This window comes from Amycolatopsis iheyensis, assembly GCF_024703995.1.
In the GTDB taxonomy this organism is placed as follows: domain Bacteria; phylum Actinomycetota; class Actinomycetes; order Mycobacteriales; family Pseudonocardiaceae; genus Amycolatopsis; species Amycolatopsis iheyensis.
The window spans coordinates 185,320-209,650 of record NZ_JAMXQV010000006.1 but is presented as its reverse complement, the minus strand read 5'-3'; the positions used below and the strand labels follow the sequence as shown (position 1 = coordinate 209,650).

Here is a 24,331-nt window from a genome sequence, read left to right as displayed (position 1 = left end):
GGTGGGCATACCCCTGATCGCAGCGGGTATGCGTCCCGGATGGACGACGAGGAAACGCGCCGCGAGTTCGGCGAGAACGTCACCATGACCGCCAAGCAGCTCGAAGACCGGCTGAAGACCGACCAGACCGCCGCCGGCACCTCGCGGTACTCGCTCATGAGCTGGGGGCACGATCCGCTGGAGAACGGAACTCCTTGAGCACCAACGCGTTCGCCGCCTCGCGGATCGGGCGGGCCATCTGCTCCAGGACGCGGTTGCGGCCCGGGAGGTACGGCATCAGCTTGATCATCCGGGTGTTGAACCACGCGAACGCGCGGGACTGCGGGATGATCCCGCGCAACGCCGTCTTCGCCAGGGCCTGGTTCTTCTCGATGTAGGGCCGCATTTCCGCCTCGTACCGCGGAAGCGCCGCCGCGAAGTCGGTCGCCAGCTCGCCGGCCAGGACGTACGCGCCCGCCAGCGCCAGGCTCGTCCCCTGGCCCGACGCCGGGGACGGGCAGTAGCCCGCGTCGCCGAGCAGGGTCACCCGGCCGGTCGACAGGCGATCCATCACGATCTGGCAGACCGGGTCGAAGTAGAAGTCGTCGGCCTCGCGAAGCGCGTCGAGCAACGCCGGGATCTCCCAGCCCAGCCCGGCGAACTGGCCGGCCACCAGGTCCTTCTGGCTCTCGACGTCGCGGCGGTCGTAGGCCAGCGGCGGCGCGCTGAACCAGAACGCCGCCTTCGCGTCGGCCGCGCCGGCCGTGCTGTAGACGTTCACCATCCTGCCCGCGGCCGCCGAGTGCAGCAGCTCCCAGCGGTCCAGCCGGTGCGTGTTCGGGACCGTCGAGATCGAGATGTAGGCGTCGAACCGGCGGAGGAACTCCTCCTCCGGGCCGAACGCCAGCGCGCGCACCCCGGAGTGCAGCCCGTCGGCGCCGACGACCAGGTCGAACTTGCGCGGGGCGCCGTGGGCGAACGTCACCTCGACGCCGTCGGCGTGCTGGTCCAGCGCCGTGATCCAGTCGCCGAACACGTACTCGACGTCGTCGCGGGTGTGCTCGTAGAGAATCTTCGCGAGGTCGCCGCGGAGGATCTCGGTGTCGTCGCCGTGGCGGAAGCCGAACGTGTCGGCGTCGAGGGTCGCGATCTGCTTGCCGCGCTTGTTCACGAACGCCGCGCCGCGCATGTCGGTGCTCGCCGCGCGCACCTGCTCCAGCAGGCCCATCCGGCGGACGACGTCGACCGCGACGCCCCGGATGTCGACCTTGTAGCCGCCTTCACGCAGGCTCGGCGCCCGCTCGACGACGGTGGCGCGGAAGCCGTGGTGGTGCAGCCACCAGGCGAGGGCGGGGCCGGCGACACTGGCGCCGGAGATCAGGATGTGCTTCGTCATGCCCCGAACGGTGGCCGCGGCCGCCAACCGCTCACGAACCGAGCGCGAACCGCCGCTGACCGAACTCCTCGAGCGCCTGCTCAGGCGGCATTTCGCGGCCGCGCTCGAAGGCCTCGGCATAGGCGGGAGCGCCGATCCGCGAGCGCACCCCGGCGGTCACGGACGCGACGTCGGCGTCCCCGGTGACCGACGCGCCCCGCAGCCCGACGGCGACGCCGAGCAGGAACGCGGCCCGCTCGTCCTCGGCCCGCTCGGCGAGCACCCCCGCGAGCCCTTCGATGGCCTGGGCCGCACCCGGCAGGTTCCCGTGCTCGAGGGCGGTGGCCAGGGCCTCCTGGTGGAGCCCGGTCGCCTCGTCGAGGTCGCCGGCCGCGGCCGCCGTCCAGCCGAAGCCGGTGTGGAGCCGGATGCGCGTCTCACCGCCGGTGACCGAGTCGCCGGCCAGGCCGATCGCCGAGGAGTACCAGCGCCGGGCCGCGGTCAGGTCGCCCGCGTGCCGCGCGACCTCGCCGAGCCCACCGCGGGCCCGGGCGAGCGTCAACGGCGTCCCGGCCGCGCGGGCCAGCTCGGCGGCGGCTTCGTAGTCGGCGCGCGCGGCGTCGGCGTCCCCCGCTCTCAGCACGCCGTCGGCGCGGCGGCAGAGCAGGTCGGCGGCGTCTTCGACGGCGCCGAGCTCGCCCGCCAGCCGGACGGACTCGTCCATGAGCTGCCGGAACCGCGCGTGGTCGCCGCGCCAGTCCGCGAACTCCGCGAGCTTCTCCAGCGCGCTGGCCTCACCCCAGCGGTCGCCGAGCGCGCGGAAACCCGCCAATGACGCCGAAAAGTGCGTCTCGGCTTCGGCGATCCGGCCGCGGTACTGCGCGCCGAGGCCGTCGCCGATCCCGGTGAACGCCCGCGCCCACGGGTCGTCGCCGACCAGCGCGGCCAGCCGCTGGCCGTCCTTCGCCTTGGTGCGCGGGGAAAACGCCCACAGCAGGAAGAGGTACGGGTGCGCCAGCTCGTCGAGCGTGTGCAGGATCGGCTCGAGCTCGACGTCGGTGTCCGACGCGTGGATCAGGCAGAGGACGTACTCCTCGGCCAGCCCGGGCGGCGGTTCGGGGCCGACGGCGGCGAGCACGGCGTCCGCGAACGGCGTCGCCTCGCTGCGCAGGCCGCGCAGCCACCAGTACCAGGTCAGCGCGGCGATCAGCCGCAGGGCCAGTTCCGGTGCTTCGCCGGCGCTCCAGTGCAGCGCCGCGCGCAGGTTCGCGTGTTCGGCGGACAGCTCCGCGAGCGCCGTGAGCTGGTCTCGCCCGCGCAGCTTCGGCTCGGCCGCGCGGGCGAGGTCCAGGAAGTGCCGCGCGTGCGCCGCGTGCCGGTCTTCGTCCTGCTCGGCGCAGAACGCGCGGATGGTCTCCAGCATCCGGTACCGGCCGCCGGCGAAGTCCACAAAGGACTTCTCGACGAGCCCGGTCAGCACCGGCTCGGACGCGTCGCAGACCCGCTCGACGGTGTCGAGCCGCGCGCCCCCGGCGAACACCGAAAACCGGCCGGCGAGCCGGCGTTCGTCCGGGTCGAGCAGGTCCCAGCTCCACTCGACGACGCCGCGCAGCGTCCGGTGCCGCGGCTCGGCGGTCCGGTCCCCGCGCGAGAGCAGCCCGAAGCGGTCGCCGAGCCGCGCGGCGACGTCGGTCGCCGACATCGACCGCAGCCGCGCGGCGGCCAGCTCGATGGCCAGGGGCAGGCCGTCGAGGGCGGCGCAGATCCGCGTGACCGCGCCCGGGTCGAGCGCCTGCCCGGGGGCGACGGCCTCGGCGCGGTCGGCGAACAGCCGCGCCGCCGCCTCGGCGGGCAGCGCGCCGACCGGCACCAGCCGTTCGCCGGTCAGGCCGAGCGCCTCCCGGCTGGTGGCGAGCACACGCAGGCCGGCGCAGCCGGCGAGCAGCCGCCGGACCAGCCGCGCGACCTCGTCGACGACGTGTTCGCAGTTGTCGAGGACCAGCAGCAGCGGCCGGTCGGCGAGGGCGGCGGCGAGCCGATCAGCCGGATCCGGCGGCGCACCCGGGGCCAGGACGCCTTGTTCGCGCAGGCCGAGCGCGGCGAGGACGACCCGGGCGACCTCGGTCGTCGTCGCGAGCTCGACGAAACACACTTCGCCGGCTTCGCGGCCCGCGGTCTCGGCGGCCAGCCGGGTCTTGCCCGCGCCGCCCGGTCCGGTGAGCGTGACGAGCCGGGCGTCGCCGAGGGCCGATTTCAGCTGCGTGAGTTCGTCTCGTGCGACGAATCCCGTGAGCGGCGCCGGCACCTGCCGCGCCGGAGCGGGCGCGGCAGCCCGCAGGACGGCGACGTGCGCCTCGGCGAGCTCGGTCGACGGGTCGGCCCCGAGTTCGTCGGCGAGCCGCTCGCGGATCTCGGCGAACACCTGGAGCGCTTCGGCGGACCGGCCGCTGCCGTGCAGGGCGCGCATGAGCTGGGCGGTGAGCCGCTCACGCAGCGGGTGGTCACCGGCGAGCGCACGGAGTTCGGCGACGAGCCGGTCGTGGTGCCCGAGCGCGAGCCTGGCTTCGACGCGGTCTTCGGTCGCGGCGAGGCGCAGCTCGGCCAGCCGCGCGGCGCGGGGTGGGTCGGCGAGGCCGTCGAGCGCCGGTCCACGCCAGAGCGCGAGGGCTTCGGTGAGCAGGTCGAGCTTCGTGGCGGGATCGGCGGTTTCCCGTGCCTGGCCGGTGAGGCGTTCGAAGCGGTGGACGTCGACGTCGGCCGGCTCGACGGCGAGCCGGTACCCGGCGGGGGTGAACTCGACGAGCCCGTCGGGCGCGCCGCCGTCCCGCAGCCGTCGCCGCAGCCGCGAAACCTGCGACTGCAGCGCGTCGGCGGCGCCGTCGGGCGGGTGCTCGCCGTGCAGGCCGTCGATGAGCCGCTCGGCGCTGACGACCCGCCCGGCATCGAGCGCGAGCAGGGCGAGCAGACCCCGCAGCTGCGGCCCGCCGAGCGCGACGACGGTCCCGTCGGGACGACGGGCTTCGACCGGCCCGAGGATCGCGAACTCCACGCCGCCGATTCTGGCCTACCGCGGCGCCAGGCCGCGGAAGAACGCGCGGATGTCCGCCACCAGCAGCTCGGGCTCCTCCATCGCCGCGAAGTGGCCACCTTCCGCGAACTCCGACCAGTGCGCGATCTTCTCCTCCGGGTCCATGATCCGCCGCACCACCGGTGAGGAGTCGAACACCGCCCAGCCCGCCGGGACGTCCGACGGCGCCAGCCAGCCGTGTCCGGAATGCGCGGCCTCGTAGAGGAACCGCGCCGCCGTCGCGCCGCTGCGGGTGAACCAGTACAGGCTCACGTTCGTGAGCAGGCGGTCGCGGTCGACGCCGCCGGCCGGGTTCGTCCAGGCCTCGAACTTCTCCGCGATCCACGCCAGCTGCCCGACCGGTGAGTCGGTGAGCGCGGCCGCGATCGTCTCCGGCCGGTGCGACTGGAGGTCGAGGTACCCGCGCCCCGCCTGCCACGCCTCCCGGGCGGCGTCCAGTTCGGCCTGCTCCGCCGGGGTGAGGTCCGCCGGCAGCGGCAGCTGCTCCCCCGCCAGCGCGATCGTGCCGCGGTCGCTGTTGACGTGCGTGCCGAGCACGCGCTCCGGGTACACCGCCGCGAGCCGTCCGGTGACGCCCGCGCCGATGTCGCCGCCCTGCGCGCCGAACCGGTCGTAGCCGAGCCTCGTCATCAGCTCGGCGAACGCGTCGGTCGTGCGCGCCAGCTCCCAGCCCGGTCCGCTCAGCGGGGTCGAAAACCCGAACCCGGGCAGGGAGGGGACGACGACGTGGAAGGAGTCCGTGAGCGGGCCGATGACGTCGAGGAACTCGGCGACCGACCCGGGATAGCCGTGGGTCAGCAGCAGCGGGACCGCGTCCGGGTCCGTCGAGCGGACGTGCAGGAAGTGGATGGTCTGGCCGTCGATCTCCGTCGTGAACTGCGGGAACCCGTTGAGCGCCGCCTCCTGCGCGCGCCAGTCGAAGCCGTCGCGCCAGTACTCGGCCAGCTCCCGCACCACCGCGGTGGGGATGCCGCGCGACCAGTCCGGCTCGTCGCCCGGCACCGGGTCGGCGAAGCGGGCCTCGGTGAGGCGCCGGTGCAGGTCGTCGAGGTCGGCCTGCGGGATCTCGATGCGAAAGGGTTTCGTCATGCCCGGCACGTTAGGAGCCATTGCGGAAGACTTCCTTCCGCGATTCATGCGATCCTCGGCCGGTGCTGCAGACCTCCGCCCGCCTGCTCCGGCTGCTCTCGCTGCTCGAGACGCGCCGCGACTGGACCGGTGCCGACCTGGCCGAGCGGCTCGGCGTCACCGCGCGCACCGTCCGCAGCGACGTCGGCAAGCTGCGGGAGCTCGGCTACCCCGTCGAGGCCGCTCCCGGCGTCCGGGGCGGTTACCGACTCGGCGCGGGCGCGCAGCTGCCGCCCCTGCTGCTCGACGACGACGAAGCGGTGGCCGTCGCGGTCGGGCTGCGGACTGCCACCGGCGTCTCCGGGATCGCCGAGACGTCGGTGCGCGCGCTCGCCAAGCTGGAGCAGGTGCTGCCGTCGCGGCTGCGGCACCGGGTGCGCGCCCTGCAGGCCGCGACGGTCGCGATACCCGGCGCCGGTCCGGCGGTCGACGCCGAGGTGCTGACCGCGGTCGCGGCGGCCATCCGCGCGAACGAACGGCTCCGGTTCGGCTACACCAGCCACACGCACACGCCGAGCCGGCGCGACGTCGAGCCGCACCGGCTGGTCAGCTGGGGCCGGCGCTGGTACCTCGTCGCCTGGGACACCGGCCGCGACGACTGGCGCACCTTCCGCGTCGACCGCATGACGCCGAAGGTGCCGAACGGGCCGCGCTTCACCCCGCGCGAGCCGCCGGAGGGCGACGTCGCGCAGTTCGTCCAGCGCAGTGCCGGCGCGGCGACCTGGCGGTTCCACGCGAAGGTGCGCCTGCACGCCACCGCGGAGCACGTCCGGGCTCGGCTGCCGATCGCGGTCGAGGTGACGCCCGAGGGGCCGGACCGCTGCGTCGCGGAAGTGGGCTCCGACAACGCTCAAATGCTCGGCCTGTACCTCGGGCTCCTCGAGGTCGACTTCGAGGTGCTCGACGCGCCGGAGCTGGCCGCCGAGCTGGCGAAGACGGGCGAACGGTTCCTGCGTGCGGCTAGCGCAGGGAGTCCGCCAGCTCCTGGATGATCACCATCTGCTCCCGCACGCCGACCTCCATGCCGGACTGCAGGATCGTGTCGCGCAGCTCCCGGCTGCCGGTCACGGTCAGCAGCTCGAGCCGCGTCCGGTCGCCGTCCAGGGCGGTGAAGGTGGCGGTGTTCAGCGGGCCGTCCACGGAGTCGAGGGCCACGCCGGGCATCTCGAACACCTCGGTGTAGACGATCCGCTCCTCCGGCACGATTTCGCGGTACTCGCCGTGGAAGCCGACCTCGGCGCCGTCGTTCGTCTTGATCACGTACCGCCAGCGACCGCCGGGCCGCAGGTCCAGCTCGACTTCGGTGGTGGTCCCGCGGTGGCCGCTCCACCAGCGCCGCACGAGCTCCGGCGTGGTCCACACGCGGTAGACGAGGTGCTTGGGCGCGTCGAATTCGCGCGTGATGAGGATCTGGTCGTCGGCGGGGGTGGTGATCTCCACGTCACTTCTCCTGTTCCTTGAGCTCTTCGAGGACTTCGTCCATCAGGTCGAACCGCTCGGCCCACGTCCGCTCGTAGCGCTTGACCCAGTCGTGGATGGGCTTGAGCGCGGGGCCGTTGAGCCGGTACAGCCGCTGGCGGCCGTCGCCGCGCACGTCGACCGCCCCCACCTCCCGCAGGACCCGCAGGTGCTTGGACACCTGCGGCTGGGCGAGGCCGAGCAGGTCGACGAGGTCGCCGACCGATCGCTCGCCGCCCATCAGGGCGTCGAGGATCTGCCGCCGCCGGGGTTCGGCGACGGCGTTGAAGGTGTCGGTCGTCGTCGCTGCTCGTGCCACGGTCGCCATCATATGCCGATATGGGTATGCGTCAAGACCCACATCCTGGGCACGCTGGGCACCCGCCGCCGCGTCTGCCACCATCGGGCCATGACGGCGGTGGCCGACGGTCCACAGAGGACGGATGGACGCGGCGCCCGGCGCAGCGCCGCCGCGAGCTCCGTCCTGCGGGCCGTCCTCGACGAAGGGCCGATCGCCCGCAGCACCATCGCCCGGCGGACCGGGCTCTCCGCCGCGGCCGTCACCGGGCACACCGCCGACCTCCTGCGCCGCGGACTGCTGCGGGAGCTCCCGGAAACCGCGAAGCGCGGAGTCGGGCGGCCGCACGTGCCGATCGACCTCGACACCGGGCGGCACGTCGCCGGCGCCCTGCACCTCGCCGCGCACCACGCCACCGTCGCTCTGCTCGACCTGCGCGGGAACGTCCTGGCCCAGCAGGAAGAACCACACGACGGGCTGGCCGCCGAAGACCTGCTCGCCCGGGCCGCCGAGATCCTCGACGACCTGCTGCTCGGCCACGACCGCGAGCCGCTCGGCCTCGGCGTCGCCACCGGGGGCTGGGTCGACCGGGCGTCCGGCACCGTCGTCGAACACCCGCTGCTGGGCTGGCGCGACGTTCCGGTGCGCGACCTGCTCACCGCGGCGACCGGGCTCACCGTCGCGGTCGACGGGCACGCGCGGTCGCTGGTGCACGCCGAGCAGCTCTTCGGGCACCCTCGGGCACGCGAAAGCGTTGTGCAGCTGTTCACCGGCAACGTCGTCGACGCCGCGTTCGCCACCGGCGGCACGGTGCACCACGGGCCGCGCTCGGCCGCGGGCGCGGTCGCGCACCTGCCGGTCGACGACAGCGTCGAGCCGTGCCGCTGCGGGCGCACCGGCTGCCTCGAAGCCACGGTCTCGGAAGCGACGCTCGCCCGCAAAGCGGGCATGCCTTTCCCGGAACTGCTCGCGCTCGCGGCGGCCGGGGAAACCTCGGCGGTGCGGTTGTTCCACGACCGCGCGCGGCTCATCGGCCAGGCGGCCGCGTTGCTGCTCGACGTGCTCAACCCGGCCGTGCTCGTGGTGGTCGACCGGAGCATCGCGGTCGTGCCGAGCTGCCTTCCCGCCATCCGGGACGAGGTCGGCGACCGCTCCCGTCGCCTTGACAGCGCGGAAACCGTTGTGGGAACGAGCTTCCCGGGCACGGAGCTGGCCACCGCCGGCGGCGCGGTCCTGCTCGACCTCCTCTACGACGACCCGAGTTATTTCACGAACTCGCAAAATTGACCGTCCGGCCGGGCGCCGCCAACAATTGCGGCATCCCCGCCGACTCCCGGAACGGACGACACACCGTGAAGAAAACCTTGCCCCTGCTCGCCTTCGCCGCCGTGCTGCTGGCCGGCTGCGCGTCGGCCACGGCGACCGGGACCCCCGGGCAGCCGGAGAAGCTCGAGCTGCGCTACCAGGGCAGCGCGAACTCCGTGACCCTGCCGGAACTCGCCGAGGACCTGGGCTACTTCGGCCCGGTCAAGCTGAAGTGGGTCGGCAACACGATCAGCGGCCCGCAGGACATCCAGTCCGCGGCCACCGACCAGACCGACTTCGGCGGCGCCTTCACCGGCGCGGTCGTCAAGCTCGCCGAGGCCGGGGCGCCGATCAAGGCCGTCGTCAACTACTACGGCTCCGACGACAAGGCCTTCATCGGCTATTACACCAAAGAGGACAGTCCGATCCGGACCGCCCGCGACCTGATCGGCAAGAAGGTCGGCGTCAACACCGCGGGCGCCAACCTCGAAGCCGCGCTCGACACCTGGCTGAAGAAAGAAGGGCTCTCCGACGACGAGATCAAGCAGGTGCAGCTCGTCGTGATCCCGCCGGTCAACGCCGAACAGGCGCTGCGCAACGGCCAGCTCGACGTCGTCGCCCTCCAGGGCATCCTGCAGGACCACGCGCTCGCGACCGGCGGCGTCCGCCCGCTCTTCAGCGACGTCCAGGCGTTCGGCCCGTACAACGGCGGCCCGTACGTGCTGCGCACCGACTTCATCAAGAAGTACCCGGAGACCACGAAGATCTTCGTCTCCGCGGTGGCCAGGGCGATCGAGTGGGAACGCACCACGCCGCGCGAGGAGGTCATCGCCCGCTTCACGAAGATCATCCAGGCGCGCGGCCGCAACGAGAACACCGGCACGCTCAAGTACTGGAAGAGCGTCGGCATCACCCACGGCGGCCTGATCGCCGACCAGGACTACACGCTCTGGGAGCCGTGGCTGAAGCAGCAGGGCTACATCAAGGGCGACAAGATCGACACCTCGAAGCTCTACACCAACGAGTTCAACCCCTACCGCGAAGGCGCCCCGGCGGTGACCAAGTGATCGGCATCCGCTCGGTCACGAAGACCTTCGGCGCCCTGACCGCCCTCGACGACGTCTCCCTCGACGTCGCCGACGGCACGTTCCTCTCGCTCGTCGGGCCGAGCGGCTCGGGCAAGTCGACGCTGCTCGACCTGCTCGGCGGGCTCACCACCCCGACGTCCGGCGAGGTCCTGATCGACGGCGAGCCGGTGCGCGGCCCGGGCCTCGACCGCGGGGTCGTCTTCCAGCAGTACGCGCTCTTCCCGTGGCGGACCGCCCGCGCCAACGTCGAATTCGGGCTGGAAGGCGGGCCGCTCGGCAAGCGGCAACGCGCCGAGCGGGCGCGCGAATACCTCGACCTCGTCGGGCTTTCCGGCTTCGAGGACCGCTATCCGCACGAACTGTCCGGCGGGATGAAGCAGCGGGTCGCGATCGCCCGCAGCCTCGCCTACGACCCGGCCGTGCTGCTGATGGACGAGCCGTTCGCCGCGCTCGACGCGCAGACCCGCGAGCAGCTGCAGGACGAGCTGCTGCGGATCTGGCGCCGCACCGGGAAGACGATCGTGTTCATCACCCACGGCATCGACGAAGCCGTCTACTTGGGACAGCAGGTGGCCGTGCTGACGTCGCGCCCCGGGCGGCTCAAGGCCGTCGTCGACGTCGAACTCGGCGACCGCGCCGGTGACGTCCGGTCCGACCCGGCGTTCGGACGGCAGCGGCACCGGCTCTGGGAGCTGCTGCACGACGAGGTCCGCAAGGCGGCCGAACACGAACGGAGCGTCCTCGGATGACCACCACCCTCGAAGCCCCGGCCGTCCACACCGGACCCGCGGCACCGCCGCCGAAACCGCGGCGGTTCCGGAAGAAGCTCACCCGCGCGGTGCACGCGTCGGCCGCGGTCGTGCTGTTCGTGCTGCTCTGGGAGCTGGTCCCCCGGTTCGTCCTCGACGAAAGCACGCGGACGTTCCTGCCGCCGCTGTCGGAAGACCTGCAAGCGCTCTGGGACCTCGCCCTCGACGGCGAACTCGCCGACCACCTCCTGGCCAGCGTCGGCCGTTCGGCCGCCGGGTTCGTCGTCGCGGTCGCGGTGGCGGTGCCGCTCGGGCTGCTGATCGGCTGGTACCGGCCGGTCGCGCGGTTCCTCCAGCCGCTGCTGGAGCTGGCCCGCAACACCGCCGCGCTGGCGCTACTCCCGGTGTTCACGCTGTTGCTGGGCATCGGCGAGCTGTCCAAGGTGACGCTCGTGGTCTACGCCTGCGTGTGGCCGGTGCTGCTCAACACGATCGCCGGCGTCAACACCGTCGACCCGCTGCTCGTGAAGGCCGCCCGCTCGCTCGGCCTGTCGAGCCCGCGGCTGTTCCGGAAGGTGATCCTGCCCTCGGCGGTGCCGACGGTGTTCACCGGGATCCGGATGGCGGCGTCCTACTCGATCCTGGTGCTGGTGGCGGCCGAGATGGTCGGCGCGAAGGCCGGGCTCGGCTACCTGATCAACACCAGCCAGGTGAACTTCCAGATCCAGCAGATGTACGCCGGGATCATCGCGGTCTCGGTGCTCGGGGTGCTCGTCAACCAGGGTTTCGTCGTCCTCGAGCGGCGGTTTTCGACCTGGCGTCCCAAGGAGAAACCATGATGCACCTCAACGCGTTCGTGATGCCGAACGGCCACCACGAAGCCGCCTGGCGGCACCCGTCGACCGACCCGCACCGGGCGCGCACGCTCCAGCACTACGCCGACATCGCGCGCACCGCCGAACGCGGCAAGCTCGACTCGCTGTTCCTCGCCGACGGCGTCGCGCTGTGGGGCAACGTGAAGCACAACTCCCACAGCCACTTCGAGCCGTTGACGCTGCTGTCGGCGCTCGCCGCGCGCACGGTCCACATCGGACTCATCGCGACCGCGTCGACGACCTACAACGAGCCCTACCACCTGGCGCGCAAGTTCGCCTCGCTCGACCACCTCTCCGGTGGCCGCGCGGGCTGGAACATCGTCACGTCGGCCGGCATCGACGAGGCCCGCAACTTCAACCTGGCCAAGCGTCCCGCGCACGCGGCGCGCTACGACCGGGCCGAGGAGTTCGTCGAGGTCGTCAAGAAGCTGTGGGACAGCTGGGACGACGACGCCGCGCTCGTCGACCGGGCGAGCGGGATCTACGCCGACACCGACCGCATCCACGCGATCGAGCACGACGGCCCGCACTTCCAGGTCCGCGGGCCGCTCAACATCGAACGCCCACCCCAGGGGCACCCGCTGCTCGTGCAGGCGGGCTCGTCGGAGACCGGCAAGGAGTACGCGGCCCGGCACGCCGAAGCCGTGTTCACCGCGCAGCAGACGTTCGCCGAAGGCAAGGCGTTCTACGACGACGTCAAGGGCCGGCTCGCGAAGTACGGCCGGACGCCGGACGAGCTCAAGATCCTTCCGGGCATCTCGCCGATCCTCGGCCGCACCGAAGCCGAAGCCCGGGCGCGCGAAGCCGAGCTGAACGCGCTGATCACGCCGGACTACGGGCTGCGGCAGCTGTCGAAGATGCTCGACCACGACGTCACCGGCCACCCGCTCGACGGCCCGCTGCCCGACGTCGGCAGCTTCACCGAGGGCGGCCAGAGCCGGTTCGAGCTGGTCGTCGGCCTGGCCCGGCGTGAGGACCTGACCATCCGGCAGCTCCTGGAGCGGCTGGCGGGCGGGCGCGGGCACCGCGTCTTCGCCGGGACACCCGTGCAGGTCGCCGACGAGCTGGAGGCGTGGTTCACCGGCGGCGCCGCCGACGGCTTCAACGTCATGCCGCCCACCCTGCCCGGCGGGCTCGACGACTTCGTCGACCTCGTCGTCCCGGAGCTGCAGCGGCGCGGGCTGTTCCGCACCGAGTACTCCGGCACCACCTTGCGCGAGCACTACGGCCTCGCGCGTCCCGCTGACAGGAACCGAGTGAAGGAGCCCGCATGACCACGATCAGCACCGACGTCCGCAAGATCACCGGCAGGATCGGCGCCGAGATCGTCGGCGTCGACCCCGCCGGCGACCTCGACGCCACCCAGGTGGCGTTCCTGGCCGACGCCCTGCACGAGCACAAGGCGCTCGTGTTCCGGAACGTCGAGCTCGACGACGAGGGCCAGCAGCGCTTCGCCGCCCGCTTCGGCGAGCTGACGAAGGCCCACCCGACGGTGCCCGCCGTCGAGGGCGCGCCGACGATCCTGCCCGTCGACAGCGAGCAGGGCCGGGCCAACCACTGGCACACCGACGTCACCTTCGTGCTCAACCCGCCGCAGGCCAGCACGCTGCGCAGCCTCGTGGTGCCGCCCTACGGCGGCGAGACGCTGATCGCGAACTCCGCGGCGGCCTACCGCGACCTGCCGGAGCCGCTGCGGGCGTTCGCCGACACGCTGCGGGCGGTGCACACGAACGACTACGACTACGTCCAGCCGCCGGAGACGGTGAACGAGCGGGAGCAGGCCCGCCGCGCCCAGTTCGTCTCGCGGAAGTACCGGACCGTGCACCCGGTGGTGCGGGTGCACCCGGTGACCGGCGAGCGCGGGCTGTACATCGGCGGGTTCGCGCAGCGGATCGAAGGGCTGTCGGTGACCGAGTCGCGGGACCTGCTGCGGCTGCTGCAGTCCTACGTCACGCGGCCGGAGAACGTCGTGCGCCTGCCGTGGGAGCCGAACCAGCTGGTGCTGTTCGACAACCGCATCACGCAGCACTACGCGATCGACAACTACGACGGCCTGCCGCGGCGGCTCAACCGCGTCACGGTGGCCGGGGACATCCCGGTGGGCGTCGACGGGCGGGCCAGTGAGTCACTGGAAGGGGACGCTTCGCACTACACGTCCGTCGCCTAGTCAGGCGCCGTCCGCGTCCGGGTACCCGGGCGCGGACGGAAGGAGTGGCACGTGGTCAGTGCGCAGGCGAAGGTCAAGATGGGACTGCTGCGGGCGTCGGGCCGGAAACGGTTCTACGACAACGCCTCCGCGTTGCACCACCGCCTGCCCCGGCACCAGAAGCCGTCGATCGCGCGGCATCCGGCGGCGCTGCGAGGTGCACCGGCACGACGTGCGTGGCTTTCCCTGCTACACGTTCCGGCCGCGCGGAGACGCTCGAAGCAGCCTGCACGTCCTTCACCTGCACGGTGGCGGGTACGTCGAGCAGGTCGAGAAACACCATTGGCGCTACGCCGCCGACCTGGTCGCGCGGCTCGGCTGCGCGGTGACGCTCCCGGTGTACCCGCGACGATCCCCATGGTCCAGGCGGCCTACGACGAGACCGACCCGATGCTCGGCATCGCCGGCCTGCGCGAAGCGGGCCGGCGATGCCCAGCGCACCGACCCGCACGACCGGCTGGTCAGCCCGATCCACGCCGACCTGAGCGGACCGGCGCCGATCACGCTGTTCATCGGCACGCGAGACGTCCTGCTGCCGGACTGCCGCCGGTTCCGGGACCACGCCTCGGCGGCGGGCATCGAGGTGGACTACCGCGAGTACCCGGGGATGTTCCACGACTGGCTCATGCAGGCCATCCCGGAAGGCCGGGAGGCGATGAACCACCTGGAGCGCCTCCTCCGCCGGCCGCCGGTCAGCGCCCGTTCCGCTCCAGCTCGTGGAAGTGGTCCCAGGCCCGGCTGACCAGCGCCGGGTGGGTACGGAGGTCGATCGCCGTGCGGGCCAGGGCCGCCGCCGAGGCCAGCATCACCGACCGGCCGCGCGGACTCGCCGACGCCGCCGCGAACTCCTCGGTGTGCACCGCGTACTCCTCCGCCGTGATCGCGACGAACGGGTGGATCGCCGGGACGCGGAGGCTGAGGTCCCCGATGTCGGACGAGCCCAGGTACACCCCGGGCGACGGCGGCGTCGCGTGGATCCCGCACGCCGCCAGGTGCTCGGTGAACCGCTCGGACAGCACCGGGTTGTCGCGGAAGTGCGCGAACCCGCGCCCGAGGCGCTCGACGTCGACCTTCGTGCCGGTCGCGAGCGCCGCGCCCTGCGCGCACGTCGCAACGTCCTCGGCCAGCCGGTCCACCGCGTCCGTGGTCAGCGCGCGGAGCCCGAAGCGGCCCTCGGCCCGGTCGGGGACGATGTTCGTCGCTTCGCCGCCGTGCGTGATGATGCCCTGGACGTGCGAACCCGCGGGGAGCCGCTGCCGCAACGCCGACACCGCGCCGAACACCTGGATCAACGCGGCGAGGGCGTCGATGCCGCGTTCGGGATCACCGGTCGGGTGCGCCGCGCGGCCGTGGAAGGTCACCTTCAGCTCGACCTGCGCGGTGAGCGGGGCCCACGACCACGAATGGACGCCGGGGTGCACCATCATGGCCGCGTCGACGTCGGCGAAGACACCCGCTTCGGCCAGCGCCAGCTTGCCACCACCGCGTTCCTCGGCCGGGCAGCCGACCACGAGCAGCGACCCGGGGCTGTCCTCCAGCACATCCTTCGCCGCCAGGGCGGCGCCGAGCCCGGTCGCGGCGATCAGGTTGTGCCCGCAGGCGTGCCCCAGCCCGGGCAGCGCGTCGTATTCGAGCAGCAGCGCGACGCACGGGCGCCCCTCGCCGGCCCGTGCGGTGAACGCGGTGGGCAGCCCGGCGACCCCGGCCTCGACTTCGAAACCGCCTTCGGCCAGCTCCCGGGTGAGCCGCTCGGCGGCCGCGTGCTCCGCATAGGACAGTTCCGGCCGCTCGTGCAGCGCGGTGGCCACCGACCACAGCCGGTCGGCCAGCTGCCCGATCCGCTCGTCGGCCCGCTCGTGCAGCTCCTCGTGCCATTCCATGCCCACCGGAATACCCCTACCACCCGCGGCCACACCACCGCAGGTGTTTCACCCGACCGGCTTCCGGGCGACCAAAGCGGCACTTTCACGTGAAAGTGCCGCTTTGGCGCGAACCTAGGCCGTGGCGCTCTTGAGCTCCAGGGGGTTCTTCGGCGCGTCACCCCGCGCGTCGAGCATCCGCTGCCCCAGTTCCTGCAGCCGCTTGCGGCCCATCGCCGAGCGGACCTCCGGGAACCACTCGTCCTCTTCCTCTTCCACGTGGTCCTTCGTCTCCGGCACCGCCGCCCGCGCGACCGGGTAGAAGATCTCTTCCTCGATGTAAGCGTGGACCGTCAGCTCCTCGATCATCGAGTCGGCCAGCTCGCGCTTCCGCCGGTAAGCCCGCTCTCCCGCCTTTTCGAACTCCTTGAACAGCTTTTCCACGGTCTTGTGGTCGTTCTTGAGCAGCCGGATACCCGCCCGGCCACGGGGAAAACGCCGTTTGCCCGCCCCGGCGGGCGGGTATTCCAAACGCTCCCCGACCCACCAGGAGAACACCGGTGAACGAGCAAACCGGCGACGTGCTGACCTTCGGGATCGAAGAGGAGTTCTTCGTCGTCGACCGCCGCGGGCACCTGTCGCAGGCCGGTGACGACGTCGTCGACGCCGCGGAAGCGGCCGAGGACGTCCAAGGCGAGCTGCAGCACGAGCTGAACCTTTCCCAGGCCGAAGCCGCGACCGGCGTCTGCCGCACGCACGCCGAGGCACTGCGCCAGCTCGGCGGGCTGCGCGAGGACCTCGCCCGGGCGGCCCGGGCCCGCGGCTACCGGCTGCTGCCGGCCGGCGCGCCCCCGATGTCCGAAGTGGACCCGCCGCGCATCACGCCGAACCCGCGCTACCAGCGGATGGCCGAGCACTTCGGCGCCACCGCGTGGACCTCGCTCACCTGCGGCTGCCACGTGCACGTCGCCATCCCCGACAAGGAAAGCGGGATCCGGGTCCTCGGCCGGGTGCGCCCGTGGTTGCCGGCCCTGCTCGCCGTCACGGCGAACTCGGCGATCGTCGACGGCTACGACACCGGGTACGCGAGCTGGCGCTATCACCAGTGGAGCCGGTGGCCCTCCGCCGGTCCGCCGCCGCGGTTCGCGTCGCTGGACGAGTACGAGAGCGTCGTGGACGGCTGGCTGCGCGCCGGCGCGATCCTGGACCGCGCGATGGTCTACTGGGACGTCCGGCTGGCGGAGAAGCAGCCGACGCTCGAGTTCCGCATCTCCGACGTCGCCGCGACGCCGGCCGAGGCGGTGCTGCTGGGGGTGCTGGCGCGCGGGCTCGTCGCGACCGCGCTGGCCGACGACCGGCCGCCGCCCGAGTTGTCGAACGAGGTGCTGCGTGGCTGGTTGTGGCGGGCGTCGCGGGAGGGTCCCACGGGGTGCTGCCCGGACCCGCGGACCGGGGACCTGCGACCGGCCGCTTCGGTGCTCGGGGAGCTGGTCAGCCTCACCGCGCCCGCGCTGGAAGCGGCCGGCGACCTCGAGTTCGCGCGTGACGGACTGGCCCGGCTGACCGCCGAGGGCGGTGGCGCCGATCGGCAGCGCCGGGCCTTCGAGAAGAAGAAGCGGGCGGCCGACGTCGTCGACCTGCTGGCCGGAGACGCTTAGGCGCGGGAGGAGGAAGCCGCGCAGATGCGGTCGAGCAGGTCGAGCGCACGCTGCACGGCCAGCGACCCGCCGGCGTCGACCACCAGGTGGACCCCGGCGTCGTCGGCGAGCAGGCGGGCCCGGTGCAGGGCGCGCAGGCCGGCCGCGCCGAAGAAGGAGACCTCGCCCATGTCCACCCGCAGCGCCGCCGGTCGCGCGCGCAGGTGCTCCCGCACCGTGCGCTCCAGGCCCATCGCGGTGCAGGTGTCGATTTCGCCGGTCACCCGGACGACGATCGCCTCGGAGCTGCGCCAGCGCACCTCGCTGTGCAGGTCCGCGGGCGCGCGCGGCGAGGGCAGGTGCCGGGCCGGCGAAGCCGTTGTCCCCACTTCGCCCAGCCGAGGATGGGTCGTCATAACGGGAGAAGTACCCCTGGCGCGTCGCGACCGAAACAACACCCCGGTCCAGGTGCAGTTCGGCGAGCGGAGTGGGTGACCGGCGCACGCGACCGGCCTGGCAAGTCGCGCTCGACTACCCGGGCCCGGCCGCACGCGCCCCAATGTGGCGTTCGGTGCGTCCAACGCACCCAATGTGGCGTTGGGTGCGTTGCAGTGGGCCGTCAGGATGCGGCCGGCGACTCCTCCATCATCAGCAACGCCCCCTGGCTCTCGCCGTTCGCGCCCCGCAACGCACTGCAGCGCAGGTGCACCACCGTCGCGCGGCCCCGGCGGTTGATCGCCTCCAGCACCACCTCCGTGTGGTACTCGGGGTCCGTGAGCGCGTCGCGGACCGCCGGGCGCAGCTCCGACAGCGGGAGCCCGATGTCCAGGTTGAGCAGGTGCCGGCCCTCGGCTTCCTCGCGGCGCACTCCCCAGAGGTCCTCCGCGCCGCGGTTCCACGCCTTGACCCGCATCTCGCGGTCGACCACCACTATCCCGGCGCGCACCGACGTCAGCACCGACTCGAGGAACTCGTTGACCTCGTCGAGGTCGAGGCTGCGCTCACGCAGCGCGTCGTTGATCGTCTGGAGCTCGTCGTTGGTGGACTGGAGCTCCTCGTTCATCGTCTCCAGCTCCTCGTTGGTGGACTGGAGCTCCTCGTTCGTGGTCTCCAGCTCCTCCACAGTGGACTGGAGCTCCTCGTTGGTGGTCTCGAGCTCCTCGTTCGTCGACTGCAGCTCCTCGTAGGCCGACTCGAGCTGGCGGTTCGTGTGCTCCAGCTCGGTGAGCAGCTGCCGCGCCCAGCTGACGTCGTGGAACACCACCGACACGCCGAGGAGCTTCTTCTCCTTGCCCACCAACGGGTTGATGTGCACCTCGTACCAGACGGTCTCCCCCGCCCGGCGCCACTCGACGTCCTTGATCCGCAGCGACCGGCGCTCCAGCCGCGCCTGCTCGACGTACCCGCGCAGCGCCACCGGCCGGTACGACACATCGAGGTCGCGCAACGGCCGGCCGATGTCGCGTTCGGACAGTCCGAACGCGACCTCCGCCGGCGCGTTGACCAGGGCGGTGACCTCGTCCTCGGTCACCACGATCTGCGCCACCGGGCTCGCCGAGAAGGCGTGCTCCCGCAGTTCTTCGAGCCCGGAGATGTCGTGGGTCCGGCGCTGCGGGAACCCCGGTGACACGAAGTGGTTGTAGCTGACCGGTGCGTTCACCGCCTTGCGGAACACCCGGCGCTTGAGGTCCAGCGGCTCGAAGATCCGCGCGTGCGAGAGCAGCATCTCGGCCTTGCCGAGGAAGAGCATGCCCTTGGGCGCCAGCGCGAAGTGGAACCGTTCGAGGATCTTCGTCTGCGTCTCGGCGTTGAAGTACATCAGCGTGTTGCGGCAGACGAGCAGGTCGATGCGCGAGATGGGCGCGTCCTGCACCAGGTCGTTGCGGCCGAAGATCACCGAGCGGCGCAGGTCCTTGCGGAAGCAGTACCGGCTGCCCTGCAGCTCGAAGTACTGCTCCAGCTGCCCCTCGTTGAGCCCCTCGACCTCGGCGGGCGTGTAGGCCGCGGCCGGGCCTGCCCCAGCGCCTCGTCGTCGACGTCGGTGGCGTAGATCTTGACCCGCTGACGGAACGCGTCGATCCCGATGGCGTCGGCGAAGAGCATGGCGAGGCTGTAGGCCTCCTGCCCGCCCGCGCAGCCGGCGCTCCACACCCGGATCGGCTCCTCCGGGCTGCGCTCGGCCAGCAGGCCAGGCAGCACGTGCTCGCGCAGGTAGTCCCAGGCGTCGGGGTCGCGGAAGAACCCGGTGACGTTGATCAGGATCGTGTTGAACAGCGAGACGAACTCCTCGGAGTTGACCTGCAGCTGGTCGATGTACTCCGTGTAGTTGTCGATCCCGATCTGGCTCATCCGGCGGCGGACCCGCCGCATCAGGCTGCTCCGCTTGTAGCCGGTGAAGTCGAAGCCCCGCGACTCCTTCAAGTACGCCAGCACCGACTCGAATTCACCGTTGGGGTCCTTGGGCTCGGTCACGGTCGGACACGCTACCCGCCGTCACGGCCCCGGCCAGGAGCGGCACGCCTGGTGAGCACCGCCCAGACCACCTTGCCCCCGGACCACGAGGGGGTGCTGCCCCACACCTTCGCGACCTGGGCCACCATGCGCAGGCCCAAGCCCGGCTCGAGGGCGCCGAGCCGCTCCCGCAGGACGGCCGGGTGCGGGTCGTCGTCGCCGACCGCGATGCTCAGGATGTGCCGCCGCAGCTCCAGCCGCACCCGCGGGGCGGAGGCGGTGTGCCGGATCGCGTTCTCGACCAGCTCCGTCACCACGAGCAGGGCGTCGTCGGTCAGGACGGCCGCGCCCCACTCGCCGCAGATCCGCCGCACGAAGTCGCGGGCGAGGGCCGAGGAGTTCGCCGACCGGGCCAGCAGCTGCGCGGCGCGTCGGCGCGTCGGCCGGAGCAGCCGGTGCTCGGCGGTCTCGTGGTCGGCGTGCACCGGCACGAACCGGTCGACGGTCCGTTCGCTGAAAATCGTCCGGTGCTCGGGCCGGCCGGTGACCACCGTGAACGGGATCCCCGGCCAGTCCCCGATCCGCATGGCGACCAGCGAGAACAGCGTCACCAGCGCGGGGTCGCGGATGGTCAGCCCGTCGATGTCCGCGATGAGCCCGTCGGGCGCCTCCGCGGCGATCTTGAGCAGTCCGTCCCGCAGTTCGGGGTAGGAGTCCAGGTCGAGGACACCGGTGACCAGAGCGGTCGTCGCCGTGGCCCGGTGGCTCGGGTCCAGGTGCACCCGGCCGGCCGCGGTGCTCACAGCGACGCCTCGGGCTCGGGCGTGAGCGAAAGCAAGAACTTGCGCAACGTCTCCGCGGCCGCGGCGCACTCTTTTGCAGTGGTGTCGTGCCGGCTCTCGAGCAGGTGGTGGTTCCGCCGCCGCGAGTCGTGCCGCAGGCGCCCCGCCAGCCCGGCTTTCTCATCGAGCGAGCGCAACGCCGTCCACAAGGCGCGCTGGAACTCGGTGTCGTGTGCGCCGAGCAGCGCCTCGGCCGACCACGCGTGTCCGATCCGGCAGCGGTACTGCCCGGTCTCGTCCACCTGGAGCAGGCTGCCCTGGCAGTCCGGGCAGGTGTACCCCGACGGCGGCAGGTCCGAGCCGGGCACCGCGGCGCCGAGCCGCACGCCGTCACGAGCGATCCGGTCCTCCAGCAGCAGCGACGCGGTCGGCGGCGGCGCGTCGGCCGGTTCCAGCGGGACGCGGACCAGCTTGTCGAGCGTCGCGCCGAGCTCACTGGCCGGCAGGACGTACTCCGCGTCCACCGCGGCCAGCGCGCTTTCCGGCATGCCCGCATACAGCGCGTCAGCCGGGTCCTGCACCACAGCCAGGCCACCACGTTCGACAATCGCGCGCAGGCCCGCCGAACCGTCGTCGAGCGTGCCCGAGAGGATCACGCCGACCGTCCGCGGCCCGGCCGTCACGGCGGCGGAGCGGAAGGTGGCGTTGATCGCCGGCCGGTGCCCGTTCTCCGTCGGCCCCCGGGTCAGGATCACCGAGTCGCCGTCGGTCAGCAGGTGCCGGTCCGGGGGCGCCACGTAGACGACGCCGGGCCGCAGCGGGGCGCCGTGGGCAGCCACCGTCGCCGGGAGCGGCCCGGAGCGGTCGAGGATCATCGCCAGCGCACTGCGGCTTCCCGGCGAAAGGTGCATGGTCACCAGCACCGAGGCGGGGAAGTCCGCGGGGAGCGTCCGGACGAGCGCGCGCAGGGCTTCGACCCCGCCGGCCGATGCTCCGGCGACCACGACGTCCCGCCGGGCTGCGGGCACGGTGACCACCTCCTCGCGCCTCACGGTAGACCTGAGCCCGGTCAGCGGGTAGCCCACCCGGCGCGCATCGAAACCCGTTCGTCACTCTCCGCCGAACTCGAAGTGCAGCGCGTCCACGCACGCCTGGTACTTCTGCGCCATCTCGTGTTCGGTGTGCGCGGCGACGAACAGCTGGGCCAGCTCGAAGCTGTAGCTGTCCTGTCCGGGCAGCTCGGAAAGCCGCTGTCCGGCCTCGGGCACGATCGCGATCTGCGTGCCGTCGACGCGCTCGGTGATGGCGGCGACCTCCTCGGGCGTCGGCACGCGCGTCACGACGCCGTCTTCGAAGCGGCGCAGGTACCACTTGCCGGCGATCTGGTACTTGCCCTTCCGGGGCCGGCGCCCGGGGTCCTGGCCGAGGCCGAGGCGCACCATGATCTCGTGGTTGGCGACCCCGTCGACGAACTCGAACAGCTCGGCGTGCGACTGCGAGTGCCGCGGGTTGATCTCCAGCAGGCACACCTGCCCGGATTCGGGGTCGCAGAAGAACTCGATGCTGAAGGTGCCGTTGTCGTAGCCGATCCGCTGCATCACGCGTTCGGCCACCTCGCGCATCCGCCGGACGGGCTCCTCACCCAGCTGCGAGGGGTACTGGTGGCGCAGGAAAGACGAGCAGCCGGGGTAGTTGACCGAGTCGAGGGCGCCGTAGACGACGACTTCCCCGTGGTAGACGTACCCCTCCACCGCGGCTTGGACGCCGTGCAGCGCCTCTTCGGCCAGGCAGGCCGCGCCGCCGACCCGGTCGATCTCCGGTGGCAGCCGCACCTGGTCGAGCACGGAGCCGAACGGCTCCCCCACCCGGCCGACACCGGCCCGGATCTCGACGACGGCGTCGGCGAACTCGGCCTCGTTTTCGGCCTTGAACGCGAGCTCCGAAGAGAACGACTTCACCGGCTTGAGCCACATCGGGAAGCCGACCCCCTCGGGCGGGGCGGAGTGCTCGTCGTCGAGGTCGACGATGCCGAAGTTCGGCAGCTCGTCGATCACCTCGCGTTGTTCGAGCCGGCTCCAGTACTTGTGCTCGCACTTCAGCACGGCCTCCAGCGAGAGGCTGGGCAGGCCGTACCGGGCGCACAGGATCGGCACGAGCGACGCCGCCGGGAAGTCCCAGTAGGTGACGATCGCGGCGACGTCACCGTCGAAGGCGTCGAGCTGGTGCTGAGCGGTCTTCAGCAGCGCCTCGAAGTCGATGTCGCCGTGTTGCAGCTCTTCGGGGCTGAGCAGGCCGTGGAACTCATACGTCCCCGACCAGGGCAGGCGATCCAGCACGCGCTGGTTCTCTTCGTCCAGGCCAACCACGAAAATGTTCGCACTCATGCCCGAGGGCCTACCCGGCGGACCTGCGGCAAAACAGTCCATCCGGCCGAGTTTCGGCAGGCCGGGACCGGGCACTCCGCGCGCATGACCGCGCTTCCCGAACCGCTTTCGCTCTGGGTCGACACCGCGCCCGCCCCCGATCGCACCGGGGTGCCGGTGCCGGAGTCCGCCGACGTCGTGGTGCTCGGCGCGGGGATCGCGGGCCTCACCACCGCCCTGCTGCTCGCCCGCGGCGGCCGCTCGGTCGTCGTGCTGGAGGCCGAACGCGTCGCGGCGGGGGTGTCCGGCCACACGACCGCGAAGATCAGCGCGCAGCACGGCGCGAAGTACGCGGAGCTGACGTCCCGGCACGGCGCCGAAGCGGCCAGGACCTACGCCCACTCGCAGGCGGCGGCCGGCGAGTGGATCGCCTCCACGGCGGCGGAGCTCGGGATCGACTGCGGCTTCACCCGCGCAGACAGCTTCGTGTACACGACGCGGGAAGGCACGGTGGACTCCCTGAAGCGCGAGGCGGACGCCGCCGCGGCCGCGGGCCTACCGGCGTCGTTCGTCGACGACGTCACGCTCGACGTGCCCGCCCTCGGCGCCGTCCGCACCACCGGCCAGGCGCACTTCCACCCGCGCCGGTGGCTGCTCGGCCTGGCCGACGCGGTCGAACGGGCGGGCGGCACGGTCGTCGAGAGCGCCCGCGCGACCGCGCTCAACGGGCGGACTGTCCGCACCTCCCGCGGCGACGTCGCGGCCGGCGAAGTCGTCGTCGCGACCCACTACCCCGTGCTCGACCGCGGCCTGTACTTCGCCCGGCTCGAGCCGGTCCGCGACCTCGTCGTCGCGGGCCCCGCGGCCGGCAACGCCCCGCCGGAGGGCATGTTCCTCGACGCCGACACGCACCACTCGGTCCGCGGTTACACCGAGGCCGGCACCCCGATGGTGATCGCGGGTGGTGAGCACTACCGCGTCGGGGCGCACGTCGACGTCGAACGCCGGTACCGGCGGCTGGCGGACTGGGCGGACGCCCACGCGGCCCTGCACCGCGTCACCCACCGCTGGTCGGCGCACGATTTGTCCACAGTGGACGGTCTGCCGTACGTGGGCCGGTACCTGCCGGGGACGGCGAACCTCTGGGTGGCGACCGGGTTCGGCCAGTGGGGCATGACCGGCGGCACCAGCGCCGGGCACGTCCTCGCCGCGCGGATCCTCGGCGAGCCGCACCCGGCCGCGGACCTGTTCGACCCCAACCGCTTCGACGCGCGCTCGGTGCTGAGCGTGGCCGAGGACAACCTCACGGTCGCGCGCTACCTGATCGGCGACCACGTGGTCGCGCTGTGGCGCTCGGCGAAGCTCGACGACCTCGAACCGGGCGACGCCGACGTCGTCCGGGTCGGCGGGGAGCTGGTCGCCGCCCACCGCGACGAGGCCGGCCGGCTGCACACCGTGGGCGCGCACTGCACCCACCTCGGCTGCCTGGTGTCGTTCAACGACGCCGAAAGGACGTGGGACTGCCCCTGTCACGGCTCGCGGTTCGGCGTCGACGGCGAAGTGGTGCAGGGCCCGGCGGTCCGCCCGCTGCGGCGCGGGCCCGCGTGAGCCGATGGCTCGTCCGCGGGCGGTCGACGACGTGTCCGCCGAGCCGGCCGCGGGCGCGAACCTGGTCGGCGGCCGCGGGCAG

Annotated in this window: 22 protein-coding genes and 1 pseudogene; 11 read left to right on the top strand and 12 right to left on the bottom strand. The window is 72.4% G+C overall.

Features of this window, described 5'->3' with window-relative positions; genetic code table 11:
• Positions 1–39 precede the first annotated feature (39 nt).
• Positions 40–198: a hypothetical protein gene (locus M8542_RS13430; protein WP_257920446.1), complete on the top strand. Its 159-nt coding sequence runs from the start codon at positions 40–42 to the stop codon at positions 196–198.
• Here the strand turns inward: M8542_RS13430 and M8542_RS13425 are convergent.
• Genes M8542_RS13425 through M8542_RS13415 form a run of 3 tightly spaced genes read right to left on the bottom strand, consistent with a single transcriptional unit; the run spans position 155 to position 5,531 of the window.
• Positions 155–1,375, bottom strand: a complete 1,221-nt coding sequence (locus tag M8542_RS13425; RefSeq protein WP_257920445.1) for an FAD-dependent monooxygenase — start codon at positions 1,373–1,375, stop codon at positions 155–157. The genes M8542_RS13430 and M8542_RS13425 overlap by 44 nt on opposite strands.
• Before the next feature lie 31 nt (positions 1,376–1,406).
• Entirely contained in the window at positions 1,407–4,403 is a 2,997-nt protein-coding gene (locus M8542_RS13420) for an ATP-binding protein (RefSeq protein ID WP_257920444.1), read from the bottom strand.
• A gap of 15 nt (positions 4,404–4,418) precedes the next feature.
• Positions 4,419–5,531 (bottom strand): epoxide hydrolase family protein, encoded by a 1,113-nt coding sequence (locus tag M8542_RS13415; protein ID WP_257920443.1) that lies wholly within the window; start codon positions 5,529–5,531, stop codon positions 4,419–4,421.
• Between the two features lie 62 nt (positions 5,532–5,593).
• Between M8542_RS13415 and M8542_RS13410 the strand changes: the two genes are divergently transcribed.
• Positions 5,594–6,562 carry a helix-turn-helix transcriptional regulator gene (locus M8542_RS13410; protein WP_257920442.1) on the top strand — a complete coding sequence of 323 codons (969 nt, stop codon included), beginning with the start codon at positions 5,594–5,596 and terminating at the stop codon, positions 6,560–6,562.
• Here the strand turns inward: M8542_RS13410 and M8542_RS13405 are convergent.
• Positions 6,531–7,010, bottom strand: a complete 480-nt coding sequence (locus tag M8542_RS13405; RefSeq protein WP_257920441.1) for an SRPBCC family protein — start codon at positions 7,008–7,010, stop codon at positions 6,531–6,533. The two genes, M8542_RS13410 and M8542_RS13405, sit on opposite strands and share 32 nt — an antisense overlap.
• Before the next feature lies 1 nt (position 7,011).
• The gene (locus M8542_RS13400; protein WP_257920440.1) at positions 7,012–7,347 is read right to left on the bottom strand and encodes an ArsR/SmtB family transcription factor; all 336 of its coding nucleotides are present in this window, start codon (positions 7,345–7,347) and stop codon (positions 7,012–7,014) included.
• A 90-nt stretch (positions 7,348–7,437) separates the two neighbouring features.
• Here M8542_RS13400 and M8542_RS13395 point away from each other — a divergent pair, with 90 nt between their 5' ends.
• The 7 genes from M8542_RS13395 to M8542_RS50345 all read left to right on the top strand — a co-directional run bounded on the left by M8542_RS13395 (position 7,438) and on the right by M8542_RS50345 (position 14,291).
• Positions 7,438–8,613 carry an ROK family protein gene (locus M8542_RS13395; RefSeq protein WP_308210261.1) on the top strand — a complete coding sequence of 392 codons (1,176 nt, stop codon included), beginning with the start codon at positions 7,438–7,440 and terminating at the stop codon, positions 8,611–8,613.
• 65 nt (positions 8,614–8,678) lie between these two features.
• Positions 8,679–9,698, top strand: coding sequence for an ABC transporter substrate-binding protein (locus M8542_RS13390; protein ID WP_257920438.1), 1,020 nt, complete (start codon positions 8,679–8,681; stop codon positions 9,696–9,698).
• Positions 9,695–10,468, top strand: coding sequence for an ABC transporter ATP-binding protein (locus M8542_RS13385; RefSeq protein ID WP_257920437.1), 774 nt, complete (start codon positions 9,695–9,697; stop codon positions 10,466–10,468). The genes M8542_RS13390 and M8542_RS13385 overlap by 4 nt, the downstream gene beginning before the upstream one ends.
• Positions 10,465–11,307, top strand: coding sequence for an ABC transporter permease (locus M8542_RS13380; RefSeq protein WP_257920436.1), 843 nt, complete (start codon positions 10,465–10,467; stop codon positions 11,305–11,307). Before M8542_RS13385 ends, M8542_RS13380 begins: the two co-directional genes overlap by 4 nt.
• The gene (locus M8542_RS13375; RefSeq protein ID WP_257920435.1) at positions 11,304–12,617 is read left to right on the top strand and encodes an LLM class flavin-dependent oxidoreductase; all 1,314 of its coding nucleotides are present in this window, start codon (positions 11,304–11,306) and stop codon (positions 12,615–12,617) included. Before M8542_RS13380 ends, M8542_RS13375 begins: the two co-directional genes overlap by 4 nt.
• Complete coding sequence (locus M8542_RS13370; protein WP_257920434.1) at positions 12,614–13,510, top strand: TauD/TfdA dioxygenase family protein; 897 nt, start codon at positions 12,614–12,616, stop codon at positions 13,508–13,510. Before M8542_RS13375 ends, M8542_RS13370 begins: the two co-directional genes overlap by 4 nt.
• A gap of 211 nt (positions 13,511–13,721) precedes the next feature.
• A complete protein-coding gene (locus M8542_RS50345) occupies positions 13,722–14,291 on the top strand; it encodes an alpha/beta hydrolase (RefSeq protein ID WP_257920433.1) in 570 nt (189 codons plus the stop codon).
• Here M8542_RS50345 and M8542_RS13360 read toward each other — a convergent pair.
• Together M8542_RS13360 and M8542_RS13355 are read right to left on the bottom strand one after the other, a co-directional pair.
• The gene (locus M8542_RS13360) at positions 14,242–15,429 is read right to left on the bottom strand and encodes an amidohydrolase (RefSeq protein WP_257920432.1); all 1,188 of its coding nucleotides are present in this window, start codon (positions 15,427–15,429) and stop codon (positions 14,242–14,244) included. The two genes, M8542_RS50345 and M8542_RS13360, sit on opposite strands and share 50 nt — an antisense overlap.
• A 114-nt stretch (positions 15,430–15,543) precedes the next feature.
• Positions 15,544–15,939 (bottom strand): hemerythrin domain-containing protein, encoded by a 396-nt coding sequence (locus M8542_RS13355; protein WP_372508522.1) that lies wholly within the window; start codon positions 15,937–15,939, stop codon positions 15,544–15,546.
• Positions 15,940–15,968: 29 nt separating this feature from the next.
• Here M8542_RS13355 and M8542_RS13350 point away from each other — a divergent pair, with 29 nt between their 5' ends.
• Positions 15,969–17,066, top strand: coding sequence for a carboxylate-amine ligase (locus M8542_RS13350; RefSeq protein WP_257920431.1), 1,098 nt, complete (start codon positions 15,969–15,971; stop codon positions 17,064–17,066).
• Here the strand turns inward: M8542_RS13350 and M8542_RS13345 are convergent.
• From M8542_RS13345 to M8542_RS13325, 5 genes and pseudogenes are all read right to left on the bottom strand, one after another.
• The gene (locus M8542_RS13345; RefSeq protein ID WP_257920430.1) at positions 17,063–17,461 is read right to left on the bottom strand and encodes an STAS domain-containing protein; all 399 of its coding nucleotides are present in this window, start codon (positions 17,459–17,461) and stop codon (positions 17,063–17,065) included. The genes M8542_RS13350 and M8542_RS13345 overlap by 4 nt on opposite strands.
• A gap of 203 nt (positions 17,462–17,664) precedes the next feature.
• Positions 17,665–19,517: pseudogene (locus tag M8542_RS13340) on the bottom strand (CheR family methyltransferase).
• Between the two features lie 11 nt (positions 19,518–19,528).
• On the bottom strand, positions 19,529–20,299 hold the full coding sequence (locus tag M8542_RS13335; RefSeq protein ID WP_257920429.1) for an ATP-binding protein: 771 nt from the start codon (positions 20,297–20,299) through the stop codon (positions 19,529–19,531).
• Entirely contained in the window at positions 20,296–21,306 is a 1,011-nt protein-coding gene (locus M8542_RS13330) for a chemotaxis protein CheB (protein WP_257920428.1), read from the bottom strand. The genes M8542_RS13335 and M8542_RS13330 overlap by 4 nt, the downstream gene beginning before the upstream one ends.
• Before the next feature lie 81 nt (positions 21,307–21,387).
• Positions 21,388–22,662: an ATP-grasp domain-containing protein gene (locus M8542_RS13325; RefSeq protein ID WP_257920427.1), complete on the bottom strand. Its 1,275-nt coding sequence runs from the start codon at positions 22,660–22,662 to the stop codon at positions 21,388–21,390.
• An 84-nt stretch (positions 22,663–22,746) separates the two neighbouring features.
• On the opposite strand from M8542_RS13325, the gene M8542_RS13320 reads away from it, so the two are divergent.
• The gene (locus M8542_RS13320) at positions 22,747–24,249 is read left to right on the top strand and encodes an FAD-dependent oxidoreductase (protein ID WP_257920426.1); all 1,503 of its coding nucleotides are present in this window, start codon (positions 22,747–22,749) and stop codon (positions 24,247–24,249) included.
• Positions 24,250–24,331: the final 82 nt, after the last annotated feature.